19 protein-coding genes are annotated in these 24,763 nt (G+C 57.5%); 11 read left to right on the top strand and 8 right to left on the bottom strand.

The window, feature by feature from the left end:
- The 6 genes from livF (at nt 1) to ugpQ (ending at nt 5,984) form a co-directional block, all read left to right on the top strand.
- Nucleotides 1–714: a high-affinity branched-chain amino acid ABC transporter ATP-binding protein LivF gene (livF, locus tag IBT47_RS14235; RefSeq protein WP_105594075.1), complete on the top strand. Its 714-nt coding sequence runs from the start codon at nt 1–3 to the stop codon at nt 712–714.
- A 270-nt stretch (nt 715–984) separates the two neighbouring features.
- On the top strand, nt 985–2,301 hold the full coding sequence (ugpB, locus tag IBT47_RS14230; protein WP_105594074.1) for a sn-glycerol-3-phosphate ABC transporter substrate-binding protein UgpB: 1,317 nt from the start codon (nt 985–987) through the stop codon (nt 2,299–2,301).
- Between the two features lie 139 nt (nt 2,302–2,440).
- Nucleotides 2,441–3,328: a sn-glycerol-3-phosphate ABC transporter permease UgpA gene (gene ugpA, locus IBT47_RS14225; RefSeq protein WP_105594073.1), complete on the top strand. Its 888-nt coding sequence runs from the start codon at nt 2,441–2,443 to the stop codon at nt 3,326–3,328.
- Nucleotides 3,325–4,170 carry a sn-glycerol-3-phosphate ABC transporter permease UgpE gene (ugpE, locus tag IBT47_RS14220; RefSeq protein WP_200560914.1) on the top strand — a complete coding sequence of 282 codons (846 nt, stop codon included), beginning with the start codon at nt 3,325–3,327 and terminating at the stop codon, nt 4,168–4,170. The genes ugpA and ugpE overlap by 4 nt, the downstream gene beginning before the upstream one ends.
- Before the next feature lie 3 nt (nt 4,171–4,173).
- Nucleotides 4,174–5,244 carry a sn-glycerol-3-phosphate import ATP-binding protein UgpC gene (locus IBT47_RS14215; RefSeq protein WP_200560913.1) on the top strand — a complete coding sequence of 357 codons (1,071 nt, stop codon included), beginning with the start codon at nt 4,174–4,176 and terminating at the stop codon, nt 5,242–5,244.
- Entirely contained in the window at nt 5,244–5,984 is a 741-nt protein-coding gene (gene ugpQ / locus IBT47_RS14210; protein ID WP_200560984.1) for a glycerophosphodiester phosphodiesterase, read from the top strand. Before IBT47_RS14215 ends, ugpQ begins: the two co-directional genes overlap by 1 nt.
- Before the next feature lie 195 nt (nt 5,985–6,179).
- Here ugpQ and IBT47_RS14205 read toward each other — a convergent pair whose 3' ends face one another.
- On the bottom strand, nt 6,180–6,470 hold the full coding sequence (locus IBT47_RS14205) for a DUF2756 domain-containing protein (protein ID WP_200560912.1): 291 nt from the start codon (nt 6,468–6,470) through the stop codon (nt 6,180–6,182).
- Between the two features lie 155 nt (nt 6,471–6,625).
- Here IBT47_RS14205 and ggt point away from each other — a divergent pair, with 155 nt between their 5' ends.
- Nucleotides 6,626–8,404: a gamma-glutamyltransferase gene (gene ggt / locus IBT47_RS14200; protein ID WP_105594068.1), complete on the top strand. Its 1,779-nt coding sequence runs from the start codon at nt 6,626–6,628 to the stop codon at nt 8,402–8,404.
- 42 nt (nt 8,405–8,446) lie between these two features.
- Here the strand turns inward: ggt and malT are convergent, their stop codons facing one another.
- Complete coding sequence (malT, locus tag IBT47_RS14195) at nt 8,447–11,167, bottom strand: HTH-type transcriptional regulator MalT (protein WP_200560911.1); 2,721 nt, start codon at nt 11,165–11,167, stop codon at nt 8,447–8,449.
- 566 nt (nt 11,168–11,733) lie between these two features.
- Here malT and malP point away from each other — a divergent pair.
- Both malP and malQ read left to right on the top strand, forming a co-directional pair.
- Complete coding sequence (malP, locus tag IBT47_RS14190) at nt 11,734–14,136, top strand: maltodextrin phosphorylase (RefSeq protein WP_200560910.1); 2,403 nt, start codon at nt 11,734–11,736, stop codon at nt 14,134–14,136.
- Between the two features lie 9 nt (nt 14,137–14,145).
- Nucleotides 14,146–16,227, top strand: a complete 2,082-nt coding sequence (malQ, locus tag IBT47_RS14185) for a 4-alpha-glucanotransferase (RefSeq protein WP_200560909.1) — start codon at nt 14,146–14,148, stop codon at nt 16,225–16,227.
- A 42-nt stretch (nt 16,228–16,269) separates the two neighbouring features.
- Here the strand turns inward: malQ and fabF are convergent, their stop codons facing one another.
- The 3 genes from fabF to gntX all read right to left on the bottom strand — a co-directional run bounded on the left by fabF (nt 16,270) and on the right by gntX (nt 19,058).
- Nucleotides 16,270–17,544: a beta-ketoacyl-ACP synthase II gene (gene fabF, locus IBT47_RS14180; RefSeq protein WP_200560908.1), complete on the bottom strand. Its 1,275-nt coding sequence runs from the start codon at nt 17,542–17,544 to the stop codon at nt 16,270–16,272.
- A 196-nt stretch (nt 17,545–17,740) separates the two neighbouring features.
- Nucleotides 17,741–18,316, bottom strand: coding sequence for a Fe-S biogenesis protein NfuA (nfuA, locus tag IBT47_RS14175; protein ID WP_105594063.1), 576 nt, complete (start codon nt 18,314–18,316; stop codon nt 17,741–17,743).
- Nucleotides 18,317–18,374: 58 nt separating this feature from the next.
- Nucleotides 18,375–19,058, bottom strand: a complete 684-nt coding sequence (gene gntX / locus IBT47_RS14170) for a DNA utilization protein GntX (RefSeq protein WP_200560907.1) — start codon at nt 19,056–19,058, stop codon at nt 18,375–18,377.
- A 37-nt stretch (nt 19,059–19,095) separates the two neighbouring features.
- Here gntX and bioH point away from each other — a divergent pair, with 37 nt between their 5' ends.
- The gene (bioH, locus tag IBT47_RS14165) at nt 19,096–19,860 is read left to right on the top strand and encodes a pimeloyl-ACP methyl ester esterase BioH (protein WP_200546749.1); all 765 of its coding nucleotides are present in this window, start codon (nt 19,096–19,098) and stop codon (nt 19,858–19,860) included.
- Nucleotides 19,861–20,100: 240 nt separating this feature from the next.
- Complete coding sequence (locus IBT47_RS14160) at nt 20,101–20,367, top strand: YdgH/BhsA/McbA-like domain containing protein (RefSeq protein WP_200546748.1); 267 nt, start codon at nt 20,101–20,103, stop codon at nt 20,365–20,367.
- Nucleotides 20,368–20,385: 18 nt separating this feature from the next.
- On the opposite strand, the gene IBT47_RS14155 is transcribed toward IBT47_RS14160, so the two are convergent.
- The 3 genes from IBT47_RS14155 to feoA form a co-directional block, all read right to left on the bottom strand.
- Nucleotides 20,386–22,077 (bottom strand): alpha-amylase family glycosyl hydrolase, encoded by a 1,692-nt coding sequence (locus tag IBT47_RS14155; RefSeq protein ID WP_200560906.1) that lies wholly within the window; start codon nt 22,075–22,077, stop codon nt 20,386–20,388.
- A 104-nt stretch (nt 22,078–22,181) separates the two neighbouring features.
- Nucleotides 22,182–24,485, bottom strand: coding sequence for a Fe(2+) transporter permease subunit FeoB (feoB, locus tag IBT47_RS14150; RefSeq protein WP_200560905.1), 2,304 nt, complete (start codon nt 24,483–24,485; stop codon nt 22,182–22,184).
- Nucleotides 24,482–24,724, bottom strand: a complete 243-nt coding sequence (gene feoA / locus IBT47_RS14145) for a ferrous iron transporter A (protein WP_200560904.1) — start codon at nt 24,722–24,724, stop codon at nt 24,482–24,484. Before feoA ends, feoB begins: the two co-directional genes overlap by 4 nt.
- Nucleotides 24,725–24,763 lie beyond the last annotated feature (39 nt).

Raw genomic sequence — 24,763 nt, 5'->3', positions numbered from 1 at the left:
ATGAGTAACCCCATGCTTTCTCTGAATAATATCAGCGCGCACTACGGGAAAATCCAGGCGCTGCATAACGTCAGCCTGCATATCAATCAGGGAGAAATTGTCACCCTGATTGGTGCCAACGGCGCGGGTAAAACCACCATTTTGGGCACTCTGTGCGGCGAGCCGCGCGCGACCCAGGGCAGCATCGTCTTCGACGGTCAGGATATTACCGACTGGCAGACCGCGCGCATTATGCGTGAAGCCATCGCCATCGTGCCGGAAGGCCGCCGGGTATTTTCCCGCATGACGGTGGAAGAGAACCTGGCGATGGGCGGTTTCTTTGCCGAGCGTCAGCAGTATCAGGAACGCATCAAGCGCGTTTACGAGCTTTTCCCGCGCCTGTGGGAGCGCCGCATTCAGCGCGCCGGGACGATGTCCGGCGGCGAGCAGCAGATGCTGGCCATCGGCCGTGCGCTGATGAGCCAGCCGCGCCTGCTGCTGCTGGATGAACCGTCGCTGGGCCTGGCGCCGATTATCATTCAGCAGATTTTCGACACCATCGAACAGCTGCGCAAAGAGGGGATGACCATCTTCCTCGTTGAGCAGAATGCTAACCAGGCACTGAAGCTGGCGGATCGCGGCTACGTGCTCGAAAACGGTCATGTGGTGCTCGAAGACACGGGTGAGGCATTGCTCGCCAACGAGGCGGTCAGAAGCGCCTACCTCGGCGGATAAATACCCAGGGCAGCCCACGTGGCTGCCCTTTTTTTGCCCCGAACGTGCGGCCAACTGTGCGCTAAATCTGTGATCGTCTTCTCTCTGTTGATTACCAAAGTTGTTACATTCCTCTCACTTCTGCCGTCGCGTTTCGAAATTCCCGTCATTCGACCGTCACATTTCCGTCACATCGCTATTATTAATCTGTCATTTAGCCGTGGCATGTTACTTGCCGACTCACACAGTGCGCGGAATCGCGCATCATTAAAACGGGCACAGGAAACCGATATGTCATCTACCGCATTCCGTCGTACCGCTCTCAGCATGGTGCTGGGACTGACCTTCAGCGGCAGCGCGCTGGCCGCTACCGAAATTCCGTTCTGGCACTCGATGGAAGGCGAGCTGGGCGTAGAGGTTGACTCACTGGCGAAGCGTTTTAACGAAACTCACCCTGATTACAAAATTGTGCCGACCTACAAAGGCAACTACGAACAGAGCCTGGCGGCGGGTATTGCTGCCGTGCGTACCGGCAAAGCACCGGCCGTATTGCAGGTATATGAAGTGGGTACGGCCACAATGATGGCATCGAAAGCCATCGTCCCGGTTAATGAAGTCTTTAAAAAAGCCGGTATCGCGATGGATGCGAAGCAGTTCGTGCCTGCGGTAGCCGGTTACTACAGCGATTCGAAAGGCGAGCTGATTTCCCAGCCGTTTAACAGCTCCACGCCGGTGCTGTACTACAACAAAGACGCCTTCAAAAAAGCCGGTCTGAACCCGGATCAGCCGCCAAAAACCTGGCAGGAACTGGCGAAGGATACCGACGCGCTGCGTAAAGCGGGCATGTCCTGCGGCTACGCCAGCGGCTGGCAGGGCTGGATTCAGATTGAAAACTTCAGCGCCTGGCACGGTCTGCCGGTCGCCACCAAAAACAACGGCTTCGACGGCACCGATGCCGTGCTGGAGTTCAACAAGCCGGTACAGGTGCGCCACATCCAGATGCTGTCCGATCTGAACAAGAAGGGTGATTTCACCTACTTCGGCCGTAAAGATGAATCCACCTCCAAGTTCTACAACGGCGACTGTGCCATTACTACCGCCTCTTCCGGTTCGCTGGCCGACATCCGCAAATACGCCAAGTTTAACTTCGGTGTGGGCATGATGCCGTACGACGAAACCGTGCCGAACGCACCGCAGAACGCCATTATCGGCGGAGCCAGCCTGTGGGTGATGAAGGGCAAAGACGATGCCACCTATAAGGGCGTCGCCGAGTTTATGCAGTTCCTGGCTAAGCCGGAAATCGCTGCCGAGTGGCATCAGAAAACCGGCTACCTGCCAATCACTACCGCCGCCTACGAGCTGACCAAACAGCAGGGCTTCTATGACAAGAACCCGGGCGCGGATATCGCAACTCGCCAGATGCTGAACAAAGATCCGCTGCCGTTCACCAAAGGGATGCGTCTGGGCAACATGCCGCAGATCCGTACCATCGTTGACGAAGAGCTGGAAGGCGTATGGACCGGTAAGCAAACGCCGCAGGCCGCGCTGGATAACGCCGTTAAGCGTGGTAACGAGCTGCTGCGCCGCTTCGAGCAGCAGACGAAGTAACCTGTTGCCGGTGCAGACTGCCGCTCGCCTCCGGGCCGGGCGGCGGTCTGCCTGCAAAGGCACATCACCGATCTCTCCCGTGGGGCGATCGGTGATGTGCCCGTTAATACCGACCCCGTTCCGCACGAGATAATCCACTATGGCTCAGCCCCGTCCCGTCTTTCGCAATCGCTTGTTGCCCTATCTGCTGCTGTTGCCGCAGCTGGTAATTACGGCGATTTTCTTTATCTGGCCAGCGGGCGAAGCGCTCTGGTATTCGCTGCAAAGCATCGATCCGTTTGGTATCTCCAGTACTTTTGTGGGTATGGAGAACTTTGAGCGGCTGTTCAGCGACGGTCTGTACCTCGAGTCATTCTGGACCACCATCAAATTCAGCGGGCTGGTGACGTTCTTCGGCATGGGGCTGTCGCTGCTGTTGGCGGCGCTGGTGGACTATGTTATCCGCCTGAAAAAAACCTATCAGACGCTGCTGCTGTTGCCTTATGCCGTGGCACCGGTCGTGGCGGCGGTGCTGTGGATGTTTCTGTTTAACCCCGGGCTGGGGCTGTTCAGCCACCTGCTGAACCAGTGGGGCTACAACTGGAACTACGCGCAGAACAGCGGGCAGGCGATGTTTCTGATTGTGCTAGCCTCCATCTGGCAGCAGATGAGCTACAACTTCCTGTTTTTCTTTGCCGCATTACAGTCGATTCCGAAGTCGCTGGTTGAGGCGGCGGCGATTGACGGTGCTGGCCCGGTGCGGCGCTTCTTCGCGTTGTCGCTGCCGCTGATTACCCCGGTGAGCTTCTTCCTGCTGGTGGTGAATCTGGTCTATGCCTTCTTCGATACCTTCCCGGTGATCGATGCCGCCACCGGCGGTGGCCCGGTGCAGGCCACCACCACGCTGATTTATAAAATTTACCGCGAAGGCTTTGCCGGGCTGGATCTCTCTTCCTCTGCCGCCCAGTCGGTGGTGCTGATGCTGCTGGTGATTGTGCTGACGGTGATTCAGTTCCGCTTTGTTGAGCGTAAGGTGCGCTACCAATGATTGAAAATCGTCGCGGGCTGGATATCTTCAGCCATACCCTGCTGATCCTCGGCATCCTGACTATCCTGTTCCCGCTGTATGTGGCCTTTGTGGCCGCCACGCTGGATAACAATGCCGTTTATCAGGTGCCGATGACGCTGATCCCCGGCAGCCACCTGTGGGAAAACATCAGCAATATCTGGGTGCGGGGGGTGAACGGCAGTGGACCGGCCTTCAGCCTGATGCTGATGAACAGCCTGTTTATGGCATTGGCGATCACCATCGGCAAAATCAGCGTCTCCATTATTTCGGCATTTGCGCTGGTGTGGTTCCGCTTCCCGCTGCGCAGTCTGTTTTTCTGGATGATCTTTATCACCCTGATGCTGCCGGTGGAGGTGCGTATTTTCCCTACGGTGCAGGTGATTGCCGATCTGAATATGCTCGACAGCTACAGCGGCCTGACACTGCCGCTGATGGCTTCAGCCACGGCCACCTTCCTGTTCCGCCAGTTCTTTATGTCGATGCCGGACGAGCTGATGGAAGCGGCGCGCATCGATGGTGCCAGCCCGATGCGTTTCTTCCGCGACATCGTGCTGCCGCTGTCGAAAACCAATCTGGCGGCGCTGTTTGTCATCACCTTTATCTACGGCTGGAACCAGTATCTGTGGCCGCTGCTGATCGTCAACGACGCGTCGATGAGCACCGCCGTGGCGGGCATTAAAAGCATGATCTCCACCAGCGGTTCGCCAACGCAGTGGAATGAAGTGATGGCGGCGATGCTGTTAACCCTGATCCCACCGGTGGTGATCGTATTAGTCATGCAGCGTGCGTTCGTGCGCGGTCTGGTAGAGAGTGAGAAATAACCTATGGCAGGTGTAAGACTTCAGGCAGTAACCAAATCCTACGACGGGAAAAACCAGATTATTCAACCGCTGGACGTGACCGTGCAGGATGGCGAATTTATGGTGATGGTCGGGCCGTCCGGCTGTGGGAAATCGACCCTGCTGCGGATGGTGGCCGGGCTGGAGCGAGTGACCACGGGCGATATCTATATCGATTCCCGTCGTGTTACCGATGAAGAGCCAAAAGATCGCGGCATCGCGATGGTATTCCAGAACTACGCGCTCTATCCGCATATGAGCGTGGAAGAGAATATGGCCTGGGGCCTGAAAATTCGCGGCATGGGCAAAGAGCAGATCCGGCAAAAGGTGCTGGAAGCGGCGCGCAGCCTGGAGCTGGAACCGCTGCTGAAGCGCCGTCCGCGCGAGCTTTCCGGCGGCCAGCGTCAGCGCGTGGCGATGGGGCGCGCTATCGTTCGTGAACCGGCGGTGTTCCTGTTTGATGAGCCGCTGTCGAACCTGGATGCCCGCCTGCGCGTGCAGATGCGCCTTGAGCTACAGCAACTGCATCGCCGCCTGCAAACCACCAGCCTGTACGTTACCCACGACCAGGTGGAAGCGATGACGCTGGCGCAGCGGGTGATGGTGATGAATAAAGGCGTGCTGGAACAGCTGGGCACGCCGACCGAAATTTACGAGCGACCGGCGACGCGCTTCGTCGCCAGTTTTATCGGTGCGCCCGCCATGAATCTGCTGGACGGGCAGTTTAGCGCCGACGGCTCTCGCTTTAGCCTGGATGAGCGTTTTGCCTTGCCGATTAGTGCGCCATCGGCAGGCAAGGCCGGGCAGGCGTTGACGCTGGGTATTCGCCCGGAGCATATTGAGCTGTCTTCTGCCGAAGCCGGCGGGATCCCGCTGGTGGTGGACACGCTGGAAATGCTGGGAGCAGACAACCTGGCGCACGGCAAATGGGGCCAGCATAAGCTGGTGGTGCGCCTGCCGCACTCGCTGCGCCCGGCCGCAGGCAGCACGCTGTGGCTGCATCTGCCACCGCATGCGCTGCACTTCTTTGACCAAAATGGACAACGTACTGAATGATTAATCGTGCCTGGCCTTACCCACCGATTGTCGCCCATCGCGGCGGCGGCAAACTGGCCCCGGAAAATACCCTGGCCGCTATCGATCTTGGCGCGCAGCTGGGCCACCTGATGATTGAATTTGACGCCAAACTGTCGCAGGACGGTGAGATTTTCCTGCTGCACGACGACACGCTCGACCGCACCAGCAACGGCTGGGGCGTGGCCGGGCAGCTGCCCTGGGATAAGCTGGTGCAGCTGGATGCCGGGAGCTGGTTTGGCAAAACCTTCGACGGCGAGCGCCTGCCGCTGCTGGCGCAGGTGGCGGATCGCTGCCGCCAGCACCGACTGATGGCGAATATCGAAATCAAGCCGACTACCGGCCTTGAAGTTGAAACCGGTCGGGTAGTGGCGCTGGCCGCACGCGATCTGTGGCAGGATCAGGTGGCACCGCTGCTCTCCTCGTTCTCTTACGAAGCGCTGGAAGCGGCGCAGAAAGCTGCGCCGGAGCTGCCACGTGGCCTGCTGCTGCATGAGTGGGATGATAACTGGCGGCAGATGACCGACGCGCTGGGGTGCCTCTCCATCCATTTGAATCACAAGCTGCTGGATGAACGGCGCACCGCCGAGCTGAAGCAGGCCGGGCTGCGGATTCTGGTGTATACGGTTAACGAGCCGGAGCGCGCGCATCAGCTGCTGCAGTGGGGCGTGGATGCGATTTGTACCGACCGTATTGACGTAATCGGGCCGGATTTCCGCTGAGGGTACCGCGGGCTATACGCCGCTGTTCGATCTTGAGGGCGACCCCGAAGCCCAGGGCGGCGAGCTGCCGTTTGAAAAAAGCCTGAGCTAAGCCTGCCGTCAGCGACGACGCTCTGCCTGTTTGCCACGAAAAAATGCCCTGGCGGCTAACCGACAGGGCATGAGACTAAAGAAAACGGGCAATATCGCACGGGGTTAGTTAGACGGCAGCGTGTTGTTGCTGTGGCCCGGCTGATTGTTCAGCGTACGCTGCGAGGCGCTGTCGCGCTGCTCCTGAATTTTACGCTGTAGTTCCTGCTGCTGCCGCTGCTGATCCTGCTGAAGTTTCAACTTCTGCTGAGACTGCTGGATCTGCATCTGCTGCTGCATGCGTTGGGTGCTGGGGTTGTAGCCCGGCTGATTCGGGTTATTGCCGTTGTTTAACATATTCGCCATACCGCTCAGCGGCAGCAGGGCGGCAAGCATCACTAACACTTTCGTTTTCATTGTGATTCCTCCGTGTTACTTCCCTTATTTTACGTCAGACGCAATGCCCTGAGGCCAGGAGTGCTCCTGATTTCACGCAAAGTTCGCGAACCTGTCATTTTTGTGCATATTTATCAATGGCAAACATAACGTAAATAAACTTAAAGGATGTAACAATGATGACACAAGGTAAGATGCGTCGCCTGTCCTGGTCGCTGCTGGCCGGGTTACTGGTCTGGCAGGGGGCAGGTGCAGCACCCACAGACACGCCGACGGCGCAGCCTGCTCCGGCGGCGGCGCCGGTTTCCTACGGAGTAGGCGCGGATACCTTCCATCCGGTGAAAGCGGCGCACGGCATGGTGGCCTCGGTGGATGCTACCGCCACGGCGGTCGGCGTGAAGATCCTTGAGCAGGGCGGTAACGCGGTGGATGCGGCGGTGGCCGTCGGCTATGCGCTGGCCGTGACTCATCCACAGGCGGGTAACCTGGGCGGCGGCGGTTTTATGCTGCTGCGTACCGCCTCCGGTAACACCACCTCGATTGATTTCCGGGAAATGGCTCCGGTGCGCGCCAGCCGCGATATGTTCCTCGATGCGCAGGGGAATGCCGACAGTAAAAAATCACTGACCTCCCACCTGGCATCCGGCGTTCCAGGCACGGTGGCGGGCTTCTCTCTGGCGAACCAAAAGTACGGCACGCTGCCGCTGAGCACGTTAATCCAGCCCGCGCTGGAGCTGGCGCGCAAGGGGATTGTGGTCAACGAATCGCTGGCTGACGATCTCAGCGTCTACGGCAAAGAGGTGCTGCTCAGCCATCCGAACAGCAAGGCGATCTTCTTTAAGGCCGACGGCACGCCGTGGCAGAAAGGCGAGAAGCTGGTGCAGCGTAATCTGGCGAACAGCCTGGAGCTGATTTCCCGCCAGGGGCCGGATGCGTTTTATAAAGGGAAAATTGCCGATCAAATCGCGGCGGAAATGGAACAGCACGGCGGGCTGATTGGCAAAGCGGACCTGGCCAACTATCGTGCCATCGAGCGTAAACCGGTCAGCGGCAGCTATCGCGGCTATGAAGTCTATTCCATGCCGCCACCGTCCTCCGGCGGTATCCACATCGTGCAGATCCTCAATATCCTGGAAAACTTTGACCTGGCGAAAATGGGCTTCGGCAGTGCGGATGCGATCCAGGTGATGGCGGAAGCCGAGAAATATGCCTACGCCGACCGCTCGGAATACCTCGGCGATCCGGAATTCGTTAAGGTGCCGACTCAGGCGCTGACCAGCAAAGCCTATGCGAAAACCCTGGCGCAGCAGATCGACCTGGCGAAGGCGCGCCCGTCGTCGGAGATCAAGCCGGGCAAGCTGGCCCCATATGAAAGCGATCAGACCACGCATTTCTCGGTGGTGGATAAAGACGGCAATGCGGTGGCGGTGACCTACACGCTGAACACCAACTTCGGCAGCGGCATCGTGGCCAGCGACAGCGGCATTCTGCTGAATAACGAGATGGATGACTTCTCCGCCAAGCCCGGTACGCCAAATGTCTATGGTCTGGTCGGCGGTGAGGCCAATGCGGTGCAGCCGTACAAGCGCCCGCTCTCGTCCATGTCGCCGACCATCGTGGCGAAGGACGGTAAAACCTGGCTGGTGACCGGCAGCCCGGGCGGCAGCCGTATTATCACCACCGTGCTGCAAATGGTGGTCAACAGCATCGATTTTGGTATGAACGTGGCGGAAGCCACCAACGCGCCGCGCTTCCACCATCAGTGGTTGCCGGATCAGCTGCGGGTGGAGAAGGGCTTCAGCCCGGATACGCTTAAGCTGCTGGGTGAGAAGGGTCAGCAGGTGAAGGTGATGCCGGCGATGGGCAGTACCCAGAGCATTATGCTGGGACCGGACGGCATGCGCTATGGTGCTTCCGATCCGCGTACGATTGATGATTTAACGGCAGGATACTGACAGCAGCCGGGCCGACGTAAACCGTTCGGCCCGGTTTCTTTGTCAGTTACTTACGCCCATCCCCATCAGCTGCAGCAGCTGCTGTGCCTGCTGTACCGCCTCCTGACGATGTACCACGCCAAGCTTTTGATACAGATTGCGGATATGGGTTTTGATGGTGGTGGCCGCCACGTCCAGCTCGCCCGCGATGCGCTCGTTGCTGTAGCCGGAATAAATCAGCCCCAGTACCTGCCACTCGCGCTGGGTCAGCGGGCTGGTGCGGATCAGTTCCGGCACCTGCGGATGGGTCAGTAGGCGGGTGACAAAGCTTTCGTCGAAGTGGGCGAACTTGTGGCGATGGTGCTGATTAATATCGCGCAGGATGCGCTGAGCGCGCCGCTGCTCCATTTCCGGCAGCGTGTTGAGCTGTAACAGCTGGCGGAGCTGCTGCGCCATCGGTTCGCCTTCAATCACAAAGTGGCTGATAAAGCCGGTACGGTTGGCCAGAGTAAGCGCCTCAATCAGCGCCTGCTGGGCTTCGGCTTTACGGCCTTCCCGCCAGTAGAGCGCGTTGGCCAGCAGCAGATTGCGGTTTAAATCGCTGGTGAGCAGCAGGCGGCGTGCATTGTCATTCAGTTCATCCAGCACCACTTCCGCCTGACTGAACTGACCGAGCAGGATCTGCGCGCGGGCGATATTGCGCCACTGACCCTGCAGGAAGTGATTATCCGCATCTGCCGGTTTCAGGGTCAGGCCCAGCCAGCTGCCAGCGGTGGTGACGTCGTGGGTCATCTGCCAGTAGATCACCCGCGCCTCATCGGCGTTGGTCACCCAGTCGCTGTGGTAGTGGCCGTTGCTGAGCAGATTCTCACAGCGGGTCAGATAGCGGCGGGCGTTATCCAGATCGCCGCGCGCCAGGGCGCATTTCGCCAGCACCGTCAGACACTGCAGCTGCTGCTGCGGATGGAAGTTCTCCAGCACCTTCAGCCCGGCGCGGGCGGCTTTCTCCGCATCGTCCAGATGTGCCCACGAGAGCAAAAGTTGCGCACGCAGGCGCAGCAGGAATTCATGCATCGGCAGCTGTTCCAGCCCTTCTTCCGCAATCAGGCGGAAAGCCTGCTCCTGCGTATCCCAGGCCGTTTGCAGATAGCCCTGGGCAATCAGAATCTCGCTTTGCTGCAGCAGCGCCCACAGCGCGTAGTGGCAGACGTTCTCCTGCCGTGCCATCTGCGCGGTCTGCTGCATCATCATCAGCGCCATAGCCAGCTCACCGCGGCAGTGCAGCACTTCGCCGCGCACCGAGGTGGCAACGATACGGCTGAAAGCGCAGCTCAGCGGCAGGGTGTCCAGCGCCAGCAGCGCAAGCCGGTCGGCTTCGTCCGGGCGACCGGCGTTGATCGCCACCTGAGCGCGCAGGGCGTTAAACTCGGCGCTGAGCAGATCGTCGACCACTACCTGCTCCAGCGCCATTTCCTGTTCGGCACGCGCCAGCAGGCGATCGACTTCGTTATAACGGTGCTGACTCTGCGCCAGCCACGCCTGTAGCAGGATCAGCCGGGGATTCTCGACCAGCTGTTTCCAGGGCAGTGCATGTAAACCTTTTTCCAGCAGCGTCAGTTCGCTGTGGTTAAACAGGGTCCACGCGTGGCGCAGCAGGATATCGCGCAGCAGCGGAATATCTTCCGCTTCCAGCGCGTGATGGATCGCCTCACCGGCGTAACCCTGCGCCATCCAGCCTTCGGCGGCAGCACGGTGGATCGCATGGAGTTCGCTGCCCAGCTCCCACTGACAGCGCTGCCGCAGGAATGAAGCAAACAGCGGGTGGAAGTTAAACCACTCGCCGCGTTCATCCATGCGCTGAATAAACAGCCCCTGGCGTTCGGTCTCCTCCAGCCGTCGCTGGCCGCACTCTTCGCTGGTCAGGCGGGCAATCAGCCCGTCGTTCATCGAGCGCAGCACCGAACTGCGCAGCAGGAAGTTTCGCGTGGCGTCGTCGACGCAGTCCAGCACCTCATCCACCAGATAATCTGCCAGGTGACTGGCGTTAATCCCGGCCAGACGCTGGGCGGACTGATGGGTTGGCGTATTGGACTGGCGGGCGGAGAGGGCGATCAGCTGCAGTGCGGTGGCCCATCCGGCGACTTCATCACACAGCCGCTGCGATTCCTGTTCGGCGATGGGCTGCAGCAGGCGCCCGGCGAAAAAGGCGCGGGTTTCTTCATGGGTGAAGGCCAGCGACTGGCTGTTAATTTCCAGCAGCTGCTCGCGCACGCGCAGATTGGCAATGCCCAACGACGGCAGGTTACGGGAGAGGATCACCAGCGTCAGGTTTTCCGGCTGATGGCGCAGGAAAAAGCGCATCGCCTGATGAATTACGTCATTGTTCAGCTGGTGGTAATCATCAATCACGATGGTCAGCGGCGTCTGCCATTCGGCAAGCTCAATAAACAGCTGCGAGAATAGCGCATTAAGTGAAGCATACTGACGTTTCTGCGCCAGGGCTTCACTGCGTACGCAGTGCCCGCCGGTCGCCTGCTGCACCGCCGCCATAAAATAGTTGGCGAAGCGTTCGGGATAGTTATCGCTCTCATCGAGAGAATACCAGCCCAGGTTATTTTTCCCCGCTGCCCACTGGGCCATCAGTGTGGTTTTACCGTAGCCTGCCGGGCTGGTGACCAGCACCAGGCGGTACAGATGGCTGTTGGCCAGCCTGGCGATCAGGCGATCGCGTACCAGCGTATTCTCTAACCTTAGCGGTCTGCTTAGTTTTGAGGGTATCAGCATGGCGAACACTTCACTGTGTGATGGCGAAAGAAGAAATAAAATGAATTATTTCGCAGCGTGTAATTAAAGTACCTTTGACCAGGATAACGTGTATTGCAAGACGCAGCGTAAATGGAGGTTCTGTAAGTTGCACTGCATCACATTTCCTTATGATTTTTTACATCGTGCGACACTGGCGCGTTTAATGAATTGACTCATACTTAATTACATCGCATTACTTTTAACACACACCTCCCTCACCTTTTTTTAGCCATGCAGTGCGCTCTGCCGATTGATTGTGCGTTTCATCCGGGCCGCGGGTCCGGCGAGCTATACCCTCTCATTGTCATTCTTGTTATTTATTTGCTCATCGCATTATGCGATGAGCTTTTTTTCGCATTGGCGTCTTAACTGTAAGGTGCTGGCGATCACATTTTCACCTACGCCCCACGGCTCCTCCCTGGTAAAAATTGCCCGGGGATGATGCTCTGTCATCCGGCGTCGTTAGCATGTGCGCATTGGTCTACCACAGTATTTCGGGTCATGACGGCAGTTGGTCAATTTGAAACCATTTTGTGAGGGAAGTTATGTCGCAACAGCAATTCAATAAAGCACGTTTTGACGCGGCTCTGACGCGTCAGTGGCAGCATCTGGGCTATTCCTCCGCCGCTGAGATGAATTCTCACCAGTGGTGGCAGGCGATTAGCGGTGCACTGGCCGAGCTGCTGGCGGCGCAGCCGGTGGAAAAAGTGGATAAAAAGCAGCGGCACGTTAACTATATCTCGATGGAATTTCTGATTGGACGACTGACCGGTAACAACTTGCTGAATCTCGGCTGGTATGACGAGGTAAAAGCCGCTCTGGCGGAACACCAGCGCGACCTGAGCGAACTGCTGGAAGAGGAGGTCGATCCGGCGCTGGGCAACGGCGGCCTTGGACGCCTGGCGGCCTGTTATCTTGACTCAATGGCTACAGTGGGGCAGTCGGCAACCGGCTACGGCCTTAACTATCAGTACGGCCTGTTCCGGCAGTCGTTTGCCGACGGTCAGCAGAAAGAGGCCCCGGACGACTGGCATCGTGAGAGCTATCCGTGGTTCCGCCACAACGCGGCGCTGGATGTGAATGTCGGCATTGGCGGTAAGGTGGTGAAAAACGGTTCCGGCGGCTTTAGCTGGCAGCCCGCTTTTACCCTGCGCGGCGAGGCGTGGGATCTGCCGGTCACCGGCTATCGCAACGGCGTGGTCCAGCCGCTGCGCCTGTGGCAGGCGACGCATGCCCATCCGTTCGATCTGACCCTGTTTAACGACGGCAAATTCCTCAAGGCGGAACAGCAGGGCATTGATGCCGCGAAGCTGACCAAGGTACTTTATCCGAATGATAACCATCAGGAAGGCAAGCGCCTGCGCCTGATGCAGCAGTACTTCCAGTGCGCCTGTTCGGTAGCGGACATTCTGCGTCGCCATCATCTGGCCGGCCGCAAGCTGCACGAGCTGCCGGACTACGAAGTGATCCAGCTCAACGATACCCATCCAACCATCGCTATCCCGGAAATGCTGCGGGTGCTGATTGATGAACATCAGCTTGGCTGGGATGACGCCTGGGCGATCGTCAGCAAAACCTTTGCCTACACCAACCACACTCTGATGCCTGAGGCGCTGGAGCGCTGGGACGAGCGTCTGGTTCGCAGCCTGCTGCCGCGCCACTTTACGCTGATCAAAGAGATCGATCGCCGCTTTAAAAAGCAGGTTGAGAAGCAGTGGCCAGGGGATGAAAAAGTCTGGGCGAAGCTGGCTGTCGTTCATGACAAGCAGGTGCGGATGGCGAACCTGTGCGTGGTCAGCGGCTTTGCCGTTAACGGCGTAGCGGCGCTGCACTCCGATCTGGTGGTGAAGGATCTGTTCCCTGAATATCACCAGCTGTGGCCGGAGAAATTCCATAACGTCACCAACGGCATTACGCCGCGCCGCTGGCTGAAGCAGTGTAACCCGGCGCTCTCTGCGCTGATCGATGAGACGCTGAAGGAAGAGTGGGCCAATAATCTGGATGCCCTGCGCGGACTGGAGAAGTACGCCGATGATAAGGCCTTCCGCCAGCGCTACCGGCAGATCAAGCACGATAATAAAGTGCGTCTGGCGGAATACATTAAGCAGCGCACCGGCATTGTGGTCAGTCCGGACGCACTGTTTGATGTACAGATCAAACGCCTGCACGAATACAAGCGCCAGCATCTGGGGCTGATGCATATCCTCTCCTGCTATAAGCGCCTGCGCGACAATCCGAAGCAGGACTGGGTGCCGAGGGTCTTCCTGTTCGGTGCCAAAGCCGCGCCGGGCTACTATCTGGCAAAAAATATTATCTTTGCCATCAATAAGGTAGCGGAGAAGATCAATAACGATCCGCTAATCGGCGATAAGCTGAAAGTGGTGTTTATTCCCGACTACCGCATTACGGCGGCGGAGCTGATGATCCCGGCGGCGGATCTTTCCGAGCAGATCTCCACGGCGGGCTATGAGGCTTCCGGTACCGGCAATATGAAGCTGGCGCTGAACGGTGCGCTGACCGTCGGCACGATGGACGGCGCTAACGTTGAAATTGCCGAGCAGGTCGGCGAAGAGAACATCTTTATCTTTGGTAACCGCGTGGACGATGTGAAGGCGCTGAAGGCCGGAGGCTACGATCCGCTGAAGCTGCGTAAAAAAGATAAGCACCTGGACAGCCTGCTGAAAGAGCTGGAGAACGGCTTCTTTAGCGGCGGCGATAAACACGCCTTCGATATGATGCTGCACAGCCTGACGAAAGGCGGCGATCCGTGGCTGGTGCTGGCGGACTTTGCCAGCTACTGCGAGGCGCAGCTGCGGGTGGAAGCACTGTATCGCGACCAGGAAGCCTGGAGCCGCGCGGCCGTTCTCAACACCGCGCGTACCGGAATGTTCAGCTCCGATCGTTCAATCCGCGATTATCAGCAGCGCATCTGGCAGGCAAAACGCTAAGGACGGCCTATGGATCATCAGCAATTTGAGCAGGCCGCCGCTGCCGCAGGTATCGCGGCGGAATACATCAACGCCAAAGGCGAGCCGGAGGTGATTCCGCTGGCGACGCGGCAAAAGCTGCTGGCGGCGATGCACGAGGTGCCAAAAGCCGATCGTGTGCCGCTGCCGCCGTGCAAAGTGCTGCTCAGCAAGCGCGAGCAGCGGCTCAGCATCGGCGGCAGCGGTGAGTACCAGTGGCATTTTCATACGGAAAAGGGCAAAGAGTTTCACGGGCGAGTTGCGGCGGGAGAAACGCTGACGCTGCCGTCACGCCTGCCGAACGGCTACCATCAGCTGCTACTTAGCCAGGGGAAAAAGCAGTGGCTGTGCCGGGTGATTATCGCGCCGAAGCGCTGCTATGAGCCTGCCGCCCTGAAGCAGGGCGAGAAGCTGTGGGGGTCCTGCGTCCAGCTTTATACTCTGCGTTCCGCCCATAACTGGGGGATGGGCGACTTTGGCGATCTGAAGCGGATGGTCGGCGAAGTGGCCCAGCGAGGCGGCGCGTTTATCGGGCTGAACCCCGTTCACGCCCTCTATCCGGCCGCGCCGGAGAATGCCAGTCCGTACAGCCCGTCGTCCCGTCGCTGGCTGAACGTGATGTATATCGACGTTGCAGCGATAGTTGATTTCCAGCAGAGCGAGGAAGCACAGCGCTGGTGGCAGCAGAGCGAAACTCAGGCCACGCTGGCGGCGGTACGTGAAGCCGACTGGGTGGATTATGGCCCGGTGGGTGCGCTAAAAATTCAGGGCCTGCGCTATGCGTGGCAGCACTTCAGCAGCCGGCTGCCCGAGGACCGGACGCGCCTTGAGTTTGAGCAGTTTATTACCTGCGGCGGGGAAAGCCTGTTTAACCAGGCCGCTTACGATGCTATCCACGCTTATATGCTGCAAGAGGATGCCAGCCGCTGGGGCTGGCCAGTGTGGCCGGAAGCCTGGCAGCATGGCGACAGCGATGCGGTGCAGCAATTCTGCCAGCGCCACGAGGATGAGGTGCGCTTCTGGCTGTGGTTGCAGTGGCAGGCGCATCGCCAGTTTGATGAATGCTGGCAGTTTAGCCAGCAGCAGGGCATGCCGATTGGCCTTTATCGTGACCTCGCCGTTGGAGTCGCCGAGGGCGGTTCGGAAACCTGGTGCGATCGCGAGCTGTATTGTCTGAAGGCATCGGTAGGCGCTCCGCCGGATATTCTCGGGCCGCTGGGGCAAAACTGGGGGCTGCCGCCGATGGACCCGCATGTGATGGCGGCCCGCGGTTATCAACCCTTTATCGATCTCCTGCGGGCCAATATGGCCAGCTGCGGCGCGCTGCGTATCGATCATGTGATGTCGCTGCTGCGCCTGTGGTGGATACCCTATGGTGAAACCGCCAATTTTGGCGCGTACGTTTACTATCCGGTTGACGATCTGATGGCGATCCTCGCGCTGGAAAGCGAGCGTCATCAGTGCATGGTGATCGGTGAGGATCTGGGCACCGTTCCTGCTGAAATCGTCGGTAAGCTGCGTGACAGCGGGATCTACTCATGGAAGGTGCTGTACTTCGAACAGCAGGACAAAGACACCTGGCGGGCTCCGGCCGACTGGCCACGACAGTCGATGGCCAGCGCCACCACACACGATCTGCCGACGCTGCGTGGGTTCTGGAACGTGGGAGATTTAACCCTGGGGGAAACGCTGGGCCTGTATCCGGATAAAGTGGTGCTAAGCGGGCTGTTTGCCGATCGCGCAAAGCAGAAGCAGGCGCTGCTGGATGCATTACATCGCTTCGGCTGCGTGCCAAAACGCTACGCGAAGCGGGCGGAAAAACGTGAAATGGATGCCACCCTGAATCGCGGGATGCAGCGTTACATTGCCGACAGCAACAGCGCGCTGCTGGGACTGCAACCCGAGGACTGGCTGGATATGGCGAAGCCGGTCAACGTACCCGGCACCACCGATCAGTACCCCAACTGGCGGAGAAAACTCAGCCTCAGCATAGAGGACATGTTTGCTGATGAGGGGATTAACCGGTTGATTAGTGACCTCGATCGACGCCGTAAGGCAGGAAAAACCGCCTGAACTGCCGCCTCCGCCACTTAGCGTGACGGAGGCGGCCGCAGGTTACTCTTTGAAAGCTTTAAAAATTACCGAAGCATTCACCCCGCCGAAGCCGAATCCATTCACCAGCGCGGTGTGGATCGCCATCGGACGGGCGGTATTCTGCACCACGTCTAATCCTTTCGCCGCGTCATCCAGTCGATCAATATTCAGCGACGGTGGCGCTATCTGCTGACGTATTGCCATCAGAGAGAAGATCGACCCTACCGCTCCGGCGGCACCCAGCAGGTGACCGGTTGCCGACTTGGTGGAAGAAATCGCGGTTTTCGCCCCTTCTCCCAACACTTTCAGCAGGGCGTTAATTTCCGCCAGATCGCCCACCGGCGTTGAGGTGGAGTGGGCGTTAACATAGTCGATATCACTGCCCGTCATTTTCGCCTGTGCGAGAGCAATTTGCATCGATCTGACTGCGCCTTCGCCATCTTCCGGCCCGGAAGTAATATGATAAGCGTCTGAGGTAGTGCCATAGCCAACGACCTCGCCGAGGATGGTTGCGCCACGCTGGCGAGCGTGCTCCAGCTCTTCCAGCACCAGCATGCCTGCCCCTTCACCCATCACGAAACCGTCCCGCCCGGCATCAAACGGCCTTGATGCCCGTTCCGGATGTTCGTTCCAGGCGGTAGAAAGTGCGCGCGCGGCCTGGAAACCGCCCAGCGAAACCGGATTGATGCAGGACTCACTGCCGCCGACCACGGCGATATCGGCTTCGCCGCAGCGAATGGCACGCAGGCCATCGCCTATGCTCTGAATGCTGGCGGCGCAGGCGGAAACCGGCGTGCCCAGCATGCCTTTAAAGCCATATTTTATCGCTACCTGTGACGCGGCAAGGTTGGCAATAAACGAAGGAATCGTGAAGGGAGAGAGGCGACGGCTGCCTTTTTCCGCCACGGTTTTTACCGCGCTGCTGATAGCGTGGAAACCGCCGATACCGGTGGCAATAATGGTGGCAACCCGCACCCGTGCCGCTTCGCTAAGGTTACGCAGGTTAGCCTGGTTTATCGCTTCTTCGGCCGCAGCCAGCGCCAGATGAATAAAACGATCGGATTTTCGCTGTTCTTTCTGCGGGATTAAAGCATCAAGATCTAAGCCATACTCAGGGTCCTGATTCACATCGGGAACCTGTCCACCCACGCGTATGGCAGTGTCGCCGTAGGCATCTGCTGGCAGTGCAGAAACACCTGACTTACCTGCAACCAGACGCTGCCAGCTGCCGTTCACGCCGTTTCCCAGAGGGCCAGTTAGCCCCATGCCGGTAATAACCACTCTTATATTATTCATAGATAATGCTTTCACCCGGGTTACGAAAGGAAATTTCAGTGTACACGTGTAAGCTGAAAGATCCATAGCTAAACCTGCGTTAAGCTCTTTCTGTATAACGAACTTTTTTAAGATGCAAAAGTGAGCGAAATAGCGAGGGTGTAAATGAAAAAGGCGGCCATAAGGCCGCCCGGGAAGAGAGAATAACCGGCTGCGATCAGTAGAACGAGTGTTCGCCGCGCTGGTGCTCGGTCAGATCGCGCACGCCTTTGAGTTCAGGGAAGGCCTGCAGCATCTCTTTTTCAATCCCTTCTTTCAGGGTGACATCAACCATTGAACAGCCGTTACAGCCGCCACCGAACTGCAGAATGGCGAAGCCTTCGTCGGTGATTTCCATCAGCGAAACTTTACCGCCGTGGCTTGCCAGCTGCGGGTTGATTTGCGCCTGGAGCAGATACTCGACGCGCTCAACCAGAGGGGCATCATCGTTCACTTTACGCATTTTGGCGTTAGGCGCTTTCAGTGTCAGCTGTGAGCCGAGATTATCGGTGACGAAGTCAATTTCAGCATCTTCCAGGTACGGTGCGCTGAGTTCATCAACGAATGCCGACAGCTTGTCGAACTTCAGTTCAGTGTCGGTTGCTTCTACTGCATCGGGCGGGCAGTAGGAGACGCCGCACTCGGCGGTGGGCGTACCCGGGTTAATAACGAATACGCGAATCTGGGTGCCATCTTCCTGCTTTGACAGCAGTTTTGCAAAGTGCTCTTGTGCAGAGTCAGTAATAACGATCATGGCGATTGCTCAATAGTTAACAAAATTCATTGGTTATAATACGCCCATCTCCGACCCGCTACAAGGTTCGGCACAGGCACCATATCTGTACACTGGCGGCACCGGCGGCCAGTAGTATACGGCTGATTTCGGCAACCGTGCTGCCGGTAGTCACGACATCATCCAGCAGGGCAATATGACGCCCGCTGACCTCCGCCATGACCCGAAAAGCACCGCGCAGGTTGCGGCGGCGGGCCAGCGCATTGAGTCGATGCTGGATTTTCCCTTTGCGGATGCGCATCAGGCCCTGGCGGTCGTAGCGGCAGCGCGTCCAGTGGGCCAGGCACTGCGCCATATCATCTAACTGATTATAGCCGCGATGCCACGCTCTGCGGGAATGCAACGGCACACACAGTAATAAATCAGGGCGTAACAGCCCGTTATTGCGGCGTGCATCTAACCACCTTAACAAAATCAGCCGCGCCAGCATCACCGCCTGTGCGGTGGCACGATAAAATTTTAGCCGGTTCACTAAGATCTTTAACGGCGGCTGCCACGGCGTGACGGCCAGCAGATGCTGCCAGATTGGCGGGCGCAGCAGGCAGCGCCCGCAGGGGCGTGATGAATGGCCGCTGGCTAAACCACAGCGCGGGCAGCTGGGGTATTGCCGCAGTAACGTACGCAGGCAGACGCTGCACACGCCGTGGTGTGCCAGATTCAGCGGCATCTGGCATAGCCAACAGGCGGCTGGCATTGGTAGCATGATCACCTCATCGACGTTAAACACAGGACCATAACCTATGAAGCAGCTTTACTGGCAGACTATTGGCCAGGGCGATCGTCATCTTGTGCTGCTGCACGGATGGGGGCTGAATGCCAGCGTGTGGCATTGCATCAGCGATCGACTCAGCGCGCATTTTTGTCTGCACCTGGTGGATCTGCCGGGATATGGCCGCAGCCAGGGCTTTCCGGCGATGTCGCTGGATGAAATGGTGGCATCGATACTGCCGCAAGCACCCGAGAAGGCGGTATGGCTTGGCTGGTCGCTGGGCGGACTGGTTGCCAGCAGACTTGCGCTCCTGCATCCCGAGCGGGTTGAAGCCCTGATTACGGTAGCGTCTTCACCACGTTTCAGCGCAGCAGAGGATTGGCCGGGTATCCGACCTGAAACGCTGAGCGGCTTTCAGCAGCAGCTCAGTGAAGATTTCCAGCGAACGGTTGAACGCTTCCTTGCCCTGCAAACCCTCGGCACTGAGAGCGCACGTCAGGACGCCCGTGCGCTGAAAAGTGTAGTACTGGATCATCCGATGCCGTCAGTTGAGGTGTTGAATGCCGGGCTGGAAATACTCAGGGATGTTGATTTAAGAACGGATCTGATTTCACTGAATCTTCCGCTGCTGCGTTTGTACGGTAAACTCGATGGCCTGGTGCCGCGTAAGGTTGCCCCGCTGCTGGATACGCTATGGCCAGCCAGTCCCAGCGTTATCATGGAAAAAGCCGCACATGCGCCGTTTATTTCTCACCCGGAAGAGTTTAGCCAATATGTTATTGATTTTACGAAATAATATAAACATTCATCATGTGATTTAACTTTTTGATAACCCATTTTTTGCTCTCAGATGGCCAATAATGGTGAGTGTAAAAAAACAAGCGAATGATGGGCAGGGAAATGCCACTTTTTGCCCAAAATTTCGTAGGTTACCCGGTTGGTTTGTCTGTCAGATCCGGTTAATAATGAAGTCGGCGGCGTGAGAGTCTTTACGCTGCCGAAGTTATTCGGATCTAGCCTAAGGAGAGGACAAATCATGAAAAAAATTATTTCTGTTACTGCATTATTATTCACAGCAACGTTAGCATTTAATGCTTCAGCCGCCGAAGAAATCAGCCGCCAGCAGGTTCAGGAGATGAATCTGGATAAAATTGGTGTGATTACCACTACCGGCACCAATGCGCCAATGGATGCTAAAGCGGATCTGTCTGCCAAGGCGGATAAATTAGGCGGCCGTTACTACGTGATTATCGCCGCTGAAGAGCGTGGCCGTACGCTGGCAGAAGCTGAAGTTTATAAATAAGCCCCGTTGCATGGCGCTTTATTCCGCCTGCAGCCAGTAATAGTCACACGGGGCCAGACTGAGTGGCCCCGCTTTGTTCATCTGTTTTCCGTTAATCACGTTGCGATAGGATCTGTCATCCGGTAGCGCGTAGCTCATCGCCTTCTCACTCAAATTGTAGATGCATAGCAGGGTATCTCCGCTGCCCGGTGCTTCGCGTTGCATCACCAGCAGCGTGTTTTCGCTTTCCAGAATTTTTAGTGGATTATCGGGATGGAAAGCAGGCTGCCGCTGGCGAACCTGAATCAGTTCACGCATCGCATTAAACACCCGATGCCGCAGCGTGGCGGGATCGGCTAGGGCCTGTTCGATATCACCCAGTGAATACTTCTCTCGGTTGATGGCCCGGTTGTAGCCGGCACGCCTTACCCCTTCAACATCGTTGCGCGAGCCAAGCAGACTTTGCACATAGACCGCCGGTACGCCGGGAAACGCCAGCAGCAGCGCGTGCGCCAGCATAAAGCGCCGCAGGCGGGTGTCGTCGTCATCATCCTTTTTATTTAACGCATCCATATAGGTGACGTTAATTTCGTACGGGCTGGTGGTGCCGTCGGGATTGTTTTTATAGGAGATCAGCGCGCCTTCGTTTGCCAGATCGCGCACCAGTGAGACGATCTCGGTTTCCGGCAGAATGCCGCGCAGCGGGTTCAGACCGATGCCGTCGTGGGAGGCAAGGAAGTTAAAAAAGGTGGTGCTACCGCTGTTGGCGTCGAGCGATGCGGCCCACTGCTTCAGGGCGCGTGACGACCCGTAATGGATGGCGTGCAGTACCAGCGGCGGCAGCGAGAACTGGTAAACCATCTGCGCTTCATCCGTGCCGCTGCCAAAGTAGCTAATGTTATCTTTGTGCGGCACGTTGGTTTCCGTCAGGATCACCGTCCCCGGCGCGACCTCATCGGCAACGGCGCGCATCAGTTTAACCAGCTGATGAGTTTTCTCCAGATGAATGCAGGAGGTGCCGGGAGTTTTCCACATATAGCCAACCGCATCCAGCCGCACGTAGTCTGCCCCTTTTTGCAGATAGTCCAGCAGCACCGCCATCATGTCTATCAGCACTTCCGGGTTGGCAAAATTGAGGTCAATCTGGTCAGCGCTAAAGGTTGTCCAGATAAAGCGCGTTTCGCCATCGGCCAGAGTGAACGGCGTTAGCAGCGGGGAGGTGCGCGGACGGGTAACCGCACTCAGATCGGTAGCAGGCGGTATGCTGATAAAGAAATCATCCCAGCGCGGGTCCTGTGCCAGATAGCCTTTGAACCAGCGGCTTTCTGCCGAAATATGATTACAGACAAAATCGAACATCAGCCGGGTATGCTGGTGGAGCCGGGCAATATCCTGCCAGCCTCCGCAGTGCCGATCGATGTGGTGGTAATCAATAACGGAAAAGCCATCGTCCGAGGACCACGGGAAAAAGGGCAGCAGATGAACCAGGTTAAACGTTGTTTGCAGATACTGCTGATAGAAGCGGGTAAAGGTGGTTAATGTGGCGGTGCCGTCCTCGCGGAACTGGTCGGCATAGGTTATCAGTACCACATCTTTTTCATCCCAGTGCGGCTTGCGCTGATAGCGTATACGCTCGCGCGCATCGTCAATTTGCGCGCGCAGCCGATGCAGCGCGGCGGGGGGAAATGAAGCGTCATAGATGCGATCGATTAAGCTACTGATGATATCCATGTGTCGTGAACGGACCACCGCAGGCGAAGAGTTCAGGCGTTATTTTTCACTGTAGACTCTGGTATCAGATTCGCAACTTCTTCTGTCCTTCCCGCCGCAGAATATTAGTGGCAGTTTTTACTTTGCTCGCAGCCTTTGCAGGCATGAGTCATATTTTTAACCGGGATTAGCGTCGGTTTAAGCTTGATCCTGCGCAGCAGCGCCAGCACCACAATATTGACCAGCACGACGATAGCGATAATCAGGCTGCTGCTCCCCGGGTGCTGCTGGAAGCTGGCTAGCTGATAAAACATCGCGGCCAGCGACCAGGCGAGATCTAAGCCCCAGAAAATGGAAAACAGCATCCAGCGGTAGCTGCTTTCACGAGCGATTGCCCCCATCACCGATACGCAGGGAACGTACAGCAGAACAAAAATCAGATAGCTGTAAGCCGCAGCATCGCTAACGAATTTACTGTGCATGGTCCCCATCGCGCCGCCGGCCATTTCAGCGTCACCTTTGCTGGCTTCTATCGGGTTAGAAAGCACGCTGAGACTGAATGTGTCTTTGATGCCCTGCCAGGTTTCGTCAACGGCCTCTCGCAGCTGATCGATCAGGCTGAACTGCTCCGCATCAAAAGGCTGCTGTTGGATGGCTTCTGCGGTATACAGCGTATTCAGTGTACCGACCACGACTTCTTTTGCCATGGCACCGGTTAACAGGCCGACGGTCGCCTGCCAGTTATCGTCCGTCACGCCGATAGGGGCAAGCAGCGGTGTCAGCGCGCGGCTGACGCTGGCAAGGGCGGACTGATTCAAATCGCTGACGGGTTTTCCGCTTAACGAAAAACTATTCAGCGCACCAATCAGCATGCTGACCAGCACGATCACTTTGCCAGCGCGCAGTACAAATCCGCGCAGACGCTGCCAGCTTTGCAAAAGCAGACTTTTCAGATGCGGAATGTGCCAGACCGGTAGTTCCATGACAAACGGGCTGGCGGTACCGCGCATCAGCGTATGTTTCAGCACCAGCCCGGTCAGGATAGCAACCACAATACCCAACACATAAAGGCTGAAGACAATCAGTGCACCGTGTTGACCAAAGAAAGCCGCCGCAAAAACGGCGAAAATCGCCAGACGCGCACCGCAGGAGATAAACGGCGCCATCAGGACGGTCATTAAGCGTTCGCGCGGTGCATCGAGCGTGCGGGCTCCCATTACGGAAGGAACGTTACAACCAAAGCCGACAATCAACGGCACAAAGGATTTACCGGGTAGCCCCAGCGCCTGCATCAGGCGATCCATGACGAAGGCGGCGCGCGCCATATAGCCGGAGTCTTCCAGCAGCGACAGGAACAGAAACATCATGCCGATCTGCGGCACCAGCGGCATCACCGTATTGATCCCGCCGCCAACTCCCTGAGCCAGGAAAAGCGTCAGCCAGTCCGGAAAATGCAGAGTGATCCCCAGCCACTGAGTACCCTGAATAAAAATAGCGGCGGAACCGAGATCGAACAGCGGCTGTAGCGCGCCGCCCAGGTTGATCGCCAGAAAGAACATCAGATACATCACCAGGAAAAATATCGGCAGCCCCAGCCAGCGGTTCATTACCAGCTGGTCGAGCCGCTGCGAAAAACTGATGCCGGTGGTACCGTGAACCATCGCACCCATGCAGAGTTCATCGATTCTCTGGTAACGGCTGCTGGCGATAGACTGTGCGGCATCGTCATCGATCTTAAGGAGAAGATCCGCCAGCAGTGCGGTCGCTTCTCCTGCCTGCTGCCGGCTCCAGATATCACCCTCCAGCATTTGCAGCGCCAGCCAACGTTGTTGTTTTTTCGGTATTGCTTCGGGCTGAGCATCCGCAAGCTTAGCGATCGCGTCCTGTAGCGCCTGTGGATAGTCGACGATTGGATTGGGTGCGCTGCGATCGTGACGATCGATAGCCTGTTTAAGTGCATCAATACCCTGACCTCGGGTAGAGATCAGCGGTACGACCGGGCAACCCAGCGCCAGCGAGAGCGCGTTGCTATCAATATTGATCTGTTGACGATCGGCGATATCCAGCATATTCAGCGCAACGATGCAGGGCTGCCCCATTTCCAGCAGCTGGGTGGTGAGATACAGATTGCGCGCCAGATTGCTGGCATCCACCACATTAATCACCAGGTCTGCTTCTCCGCCAAGCAGGTAATGGCAGGCAATTTGCTCGTCCAGCGACGCCTGTGTGGACAGCGTCGTCAGTGAATAGGTACCGGGAAGATCCACCAGCCGCACCTGATTCTGTGGGGTGCTGAACAACCCCTCCTTGCGCTCAACGGTGACGCCCGCCCAGTTACCGACCCGCTGCCGCGATCCGGTCAACTGATTAAAAAGGGTGGTTTTACCCACATTTGGGTTACCGGTGAGTGCGATAGTACAGGATTTCATATTTCTGCCCCGGCGGCGGCCAGGCTTTCGAGCTGAAGCAGGGCGAGATCTTTCTTACGTAGCATCAGGCTGATTCGCGATGTTTTGATTTGTAATGGATCGCCGAGTGGCGCGATGCGAACCAGCTGAAATGTGGAACCGGGTAGCAAGCCCAGGGACATCAGTTTCTGTCGAAATACCGGGCTGACTTCGGGAGAAAAACGAAGAATGCGATAACGCTGTTTTGGTATCAGTTGCATGCCTGTGCCCGCCACATGGATAAAAATGAGTGATAATCA

The organism is Erwinia sp. S43, assembly GCF_016624745.1.
GTDB classification, from domain to species: Bacteria; Pseudomonadota; Gammaproteobacteria; order Enterobacterales; family Enterobacteriaceae; genus Erwinia; species Erwinia coffeiphila.
The sequence above is the reverse complement of the archived record's forward strand: the minus strand, read 5'-3'. Positions and strand labels throughout refer to the sequence as shown.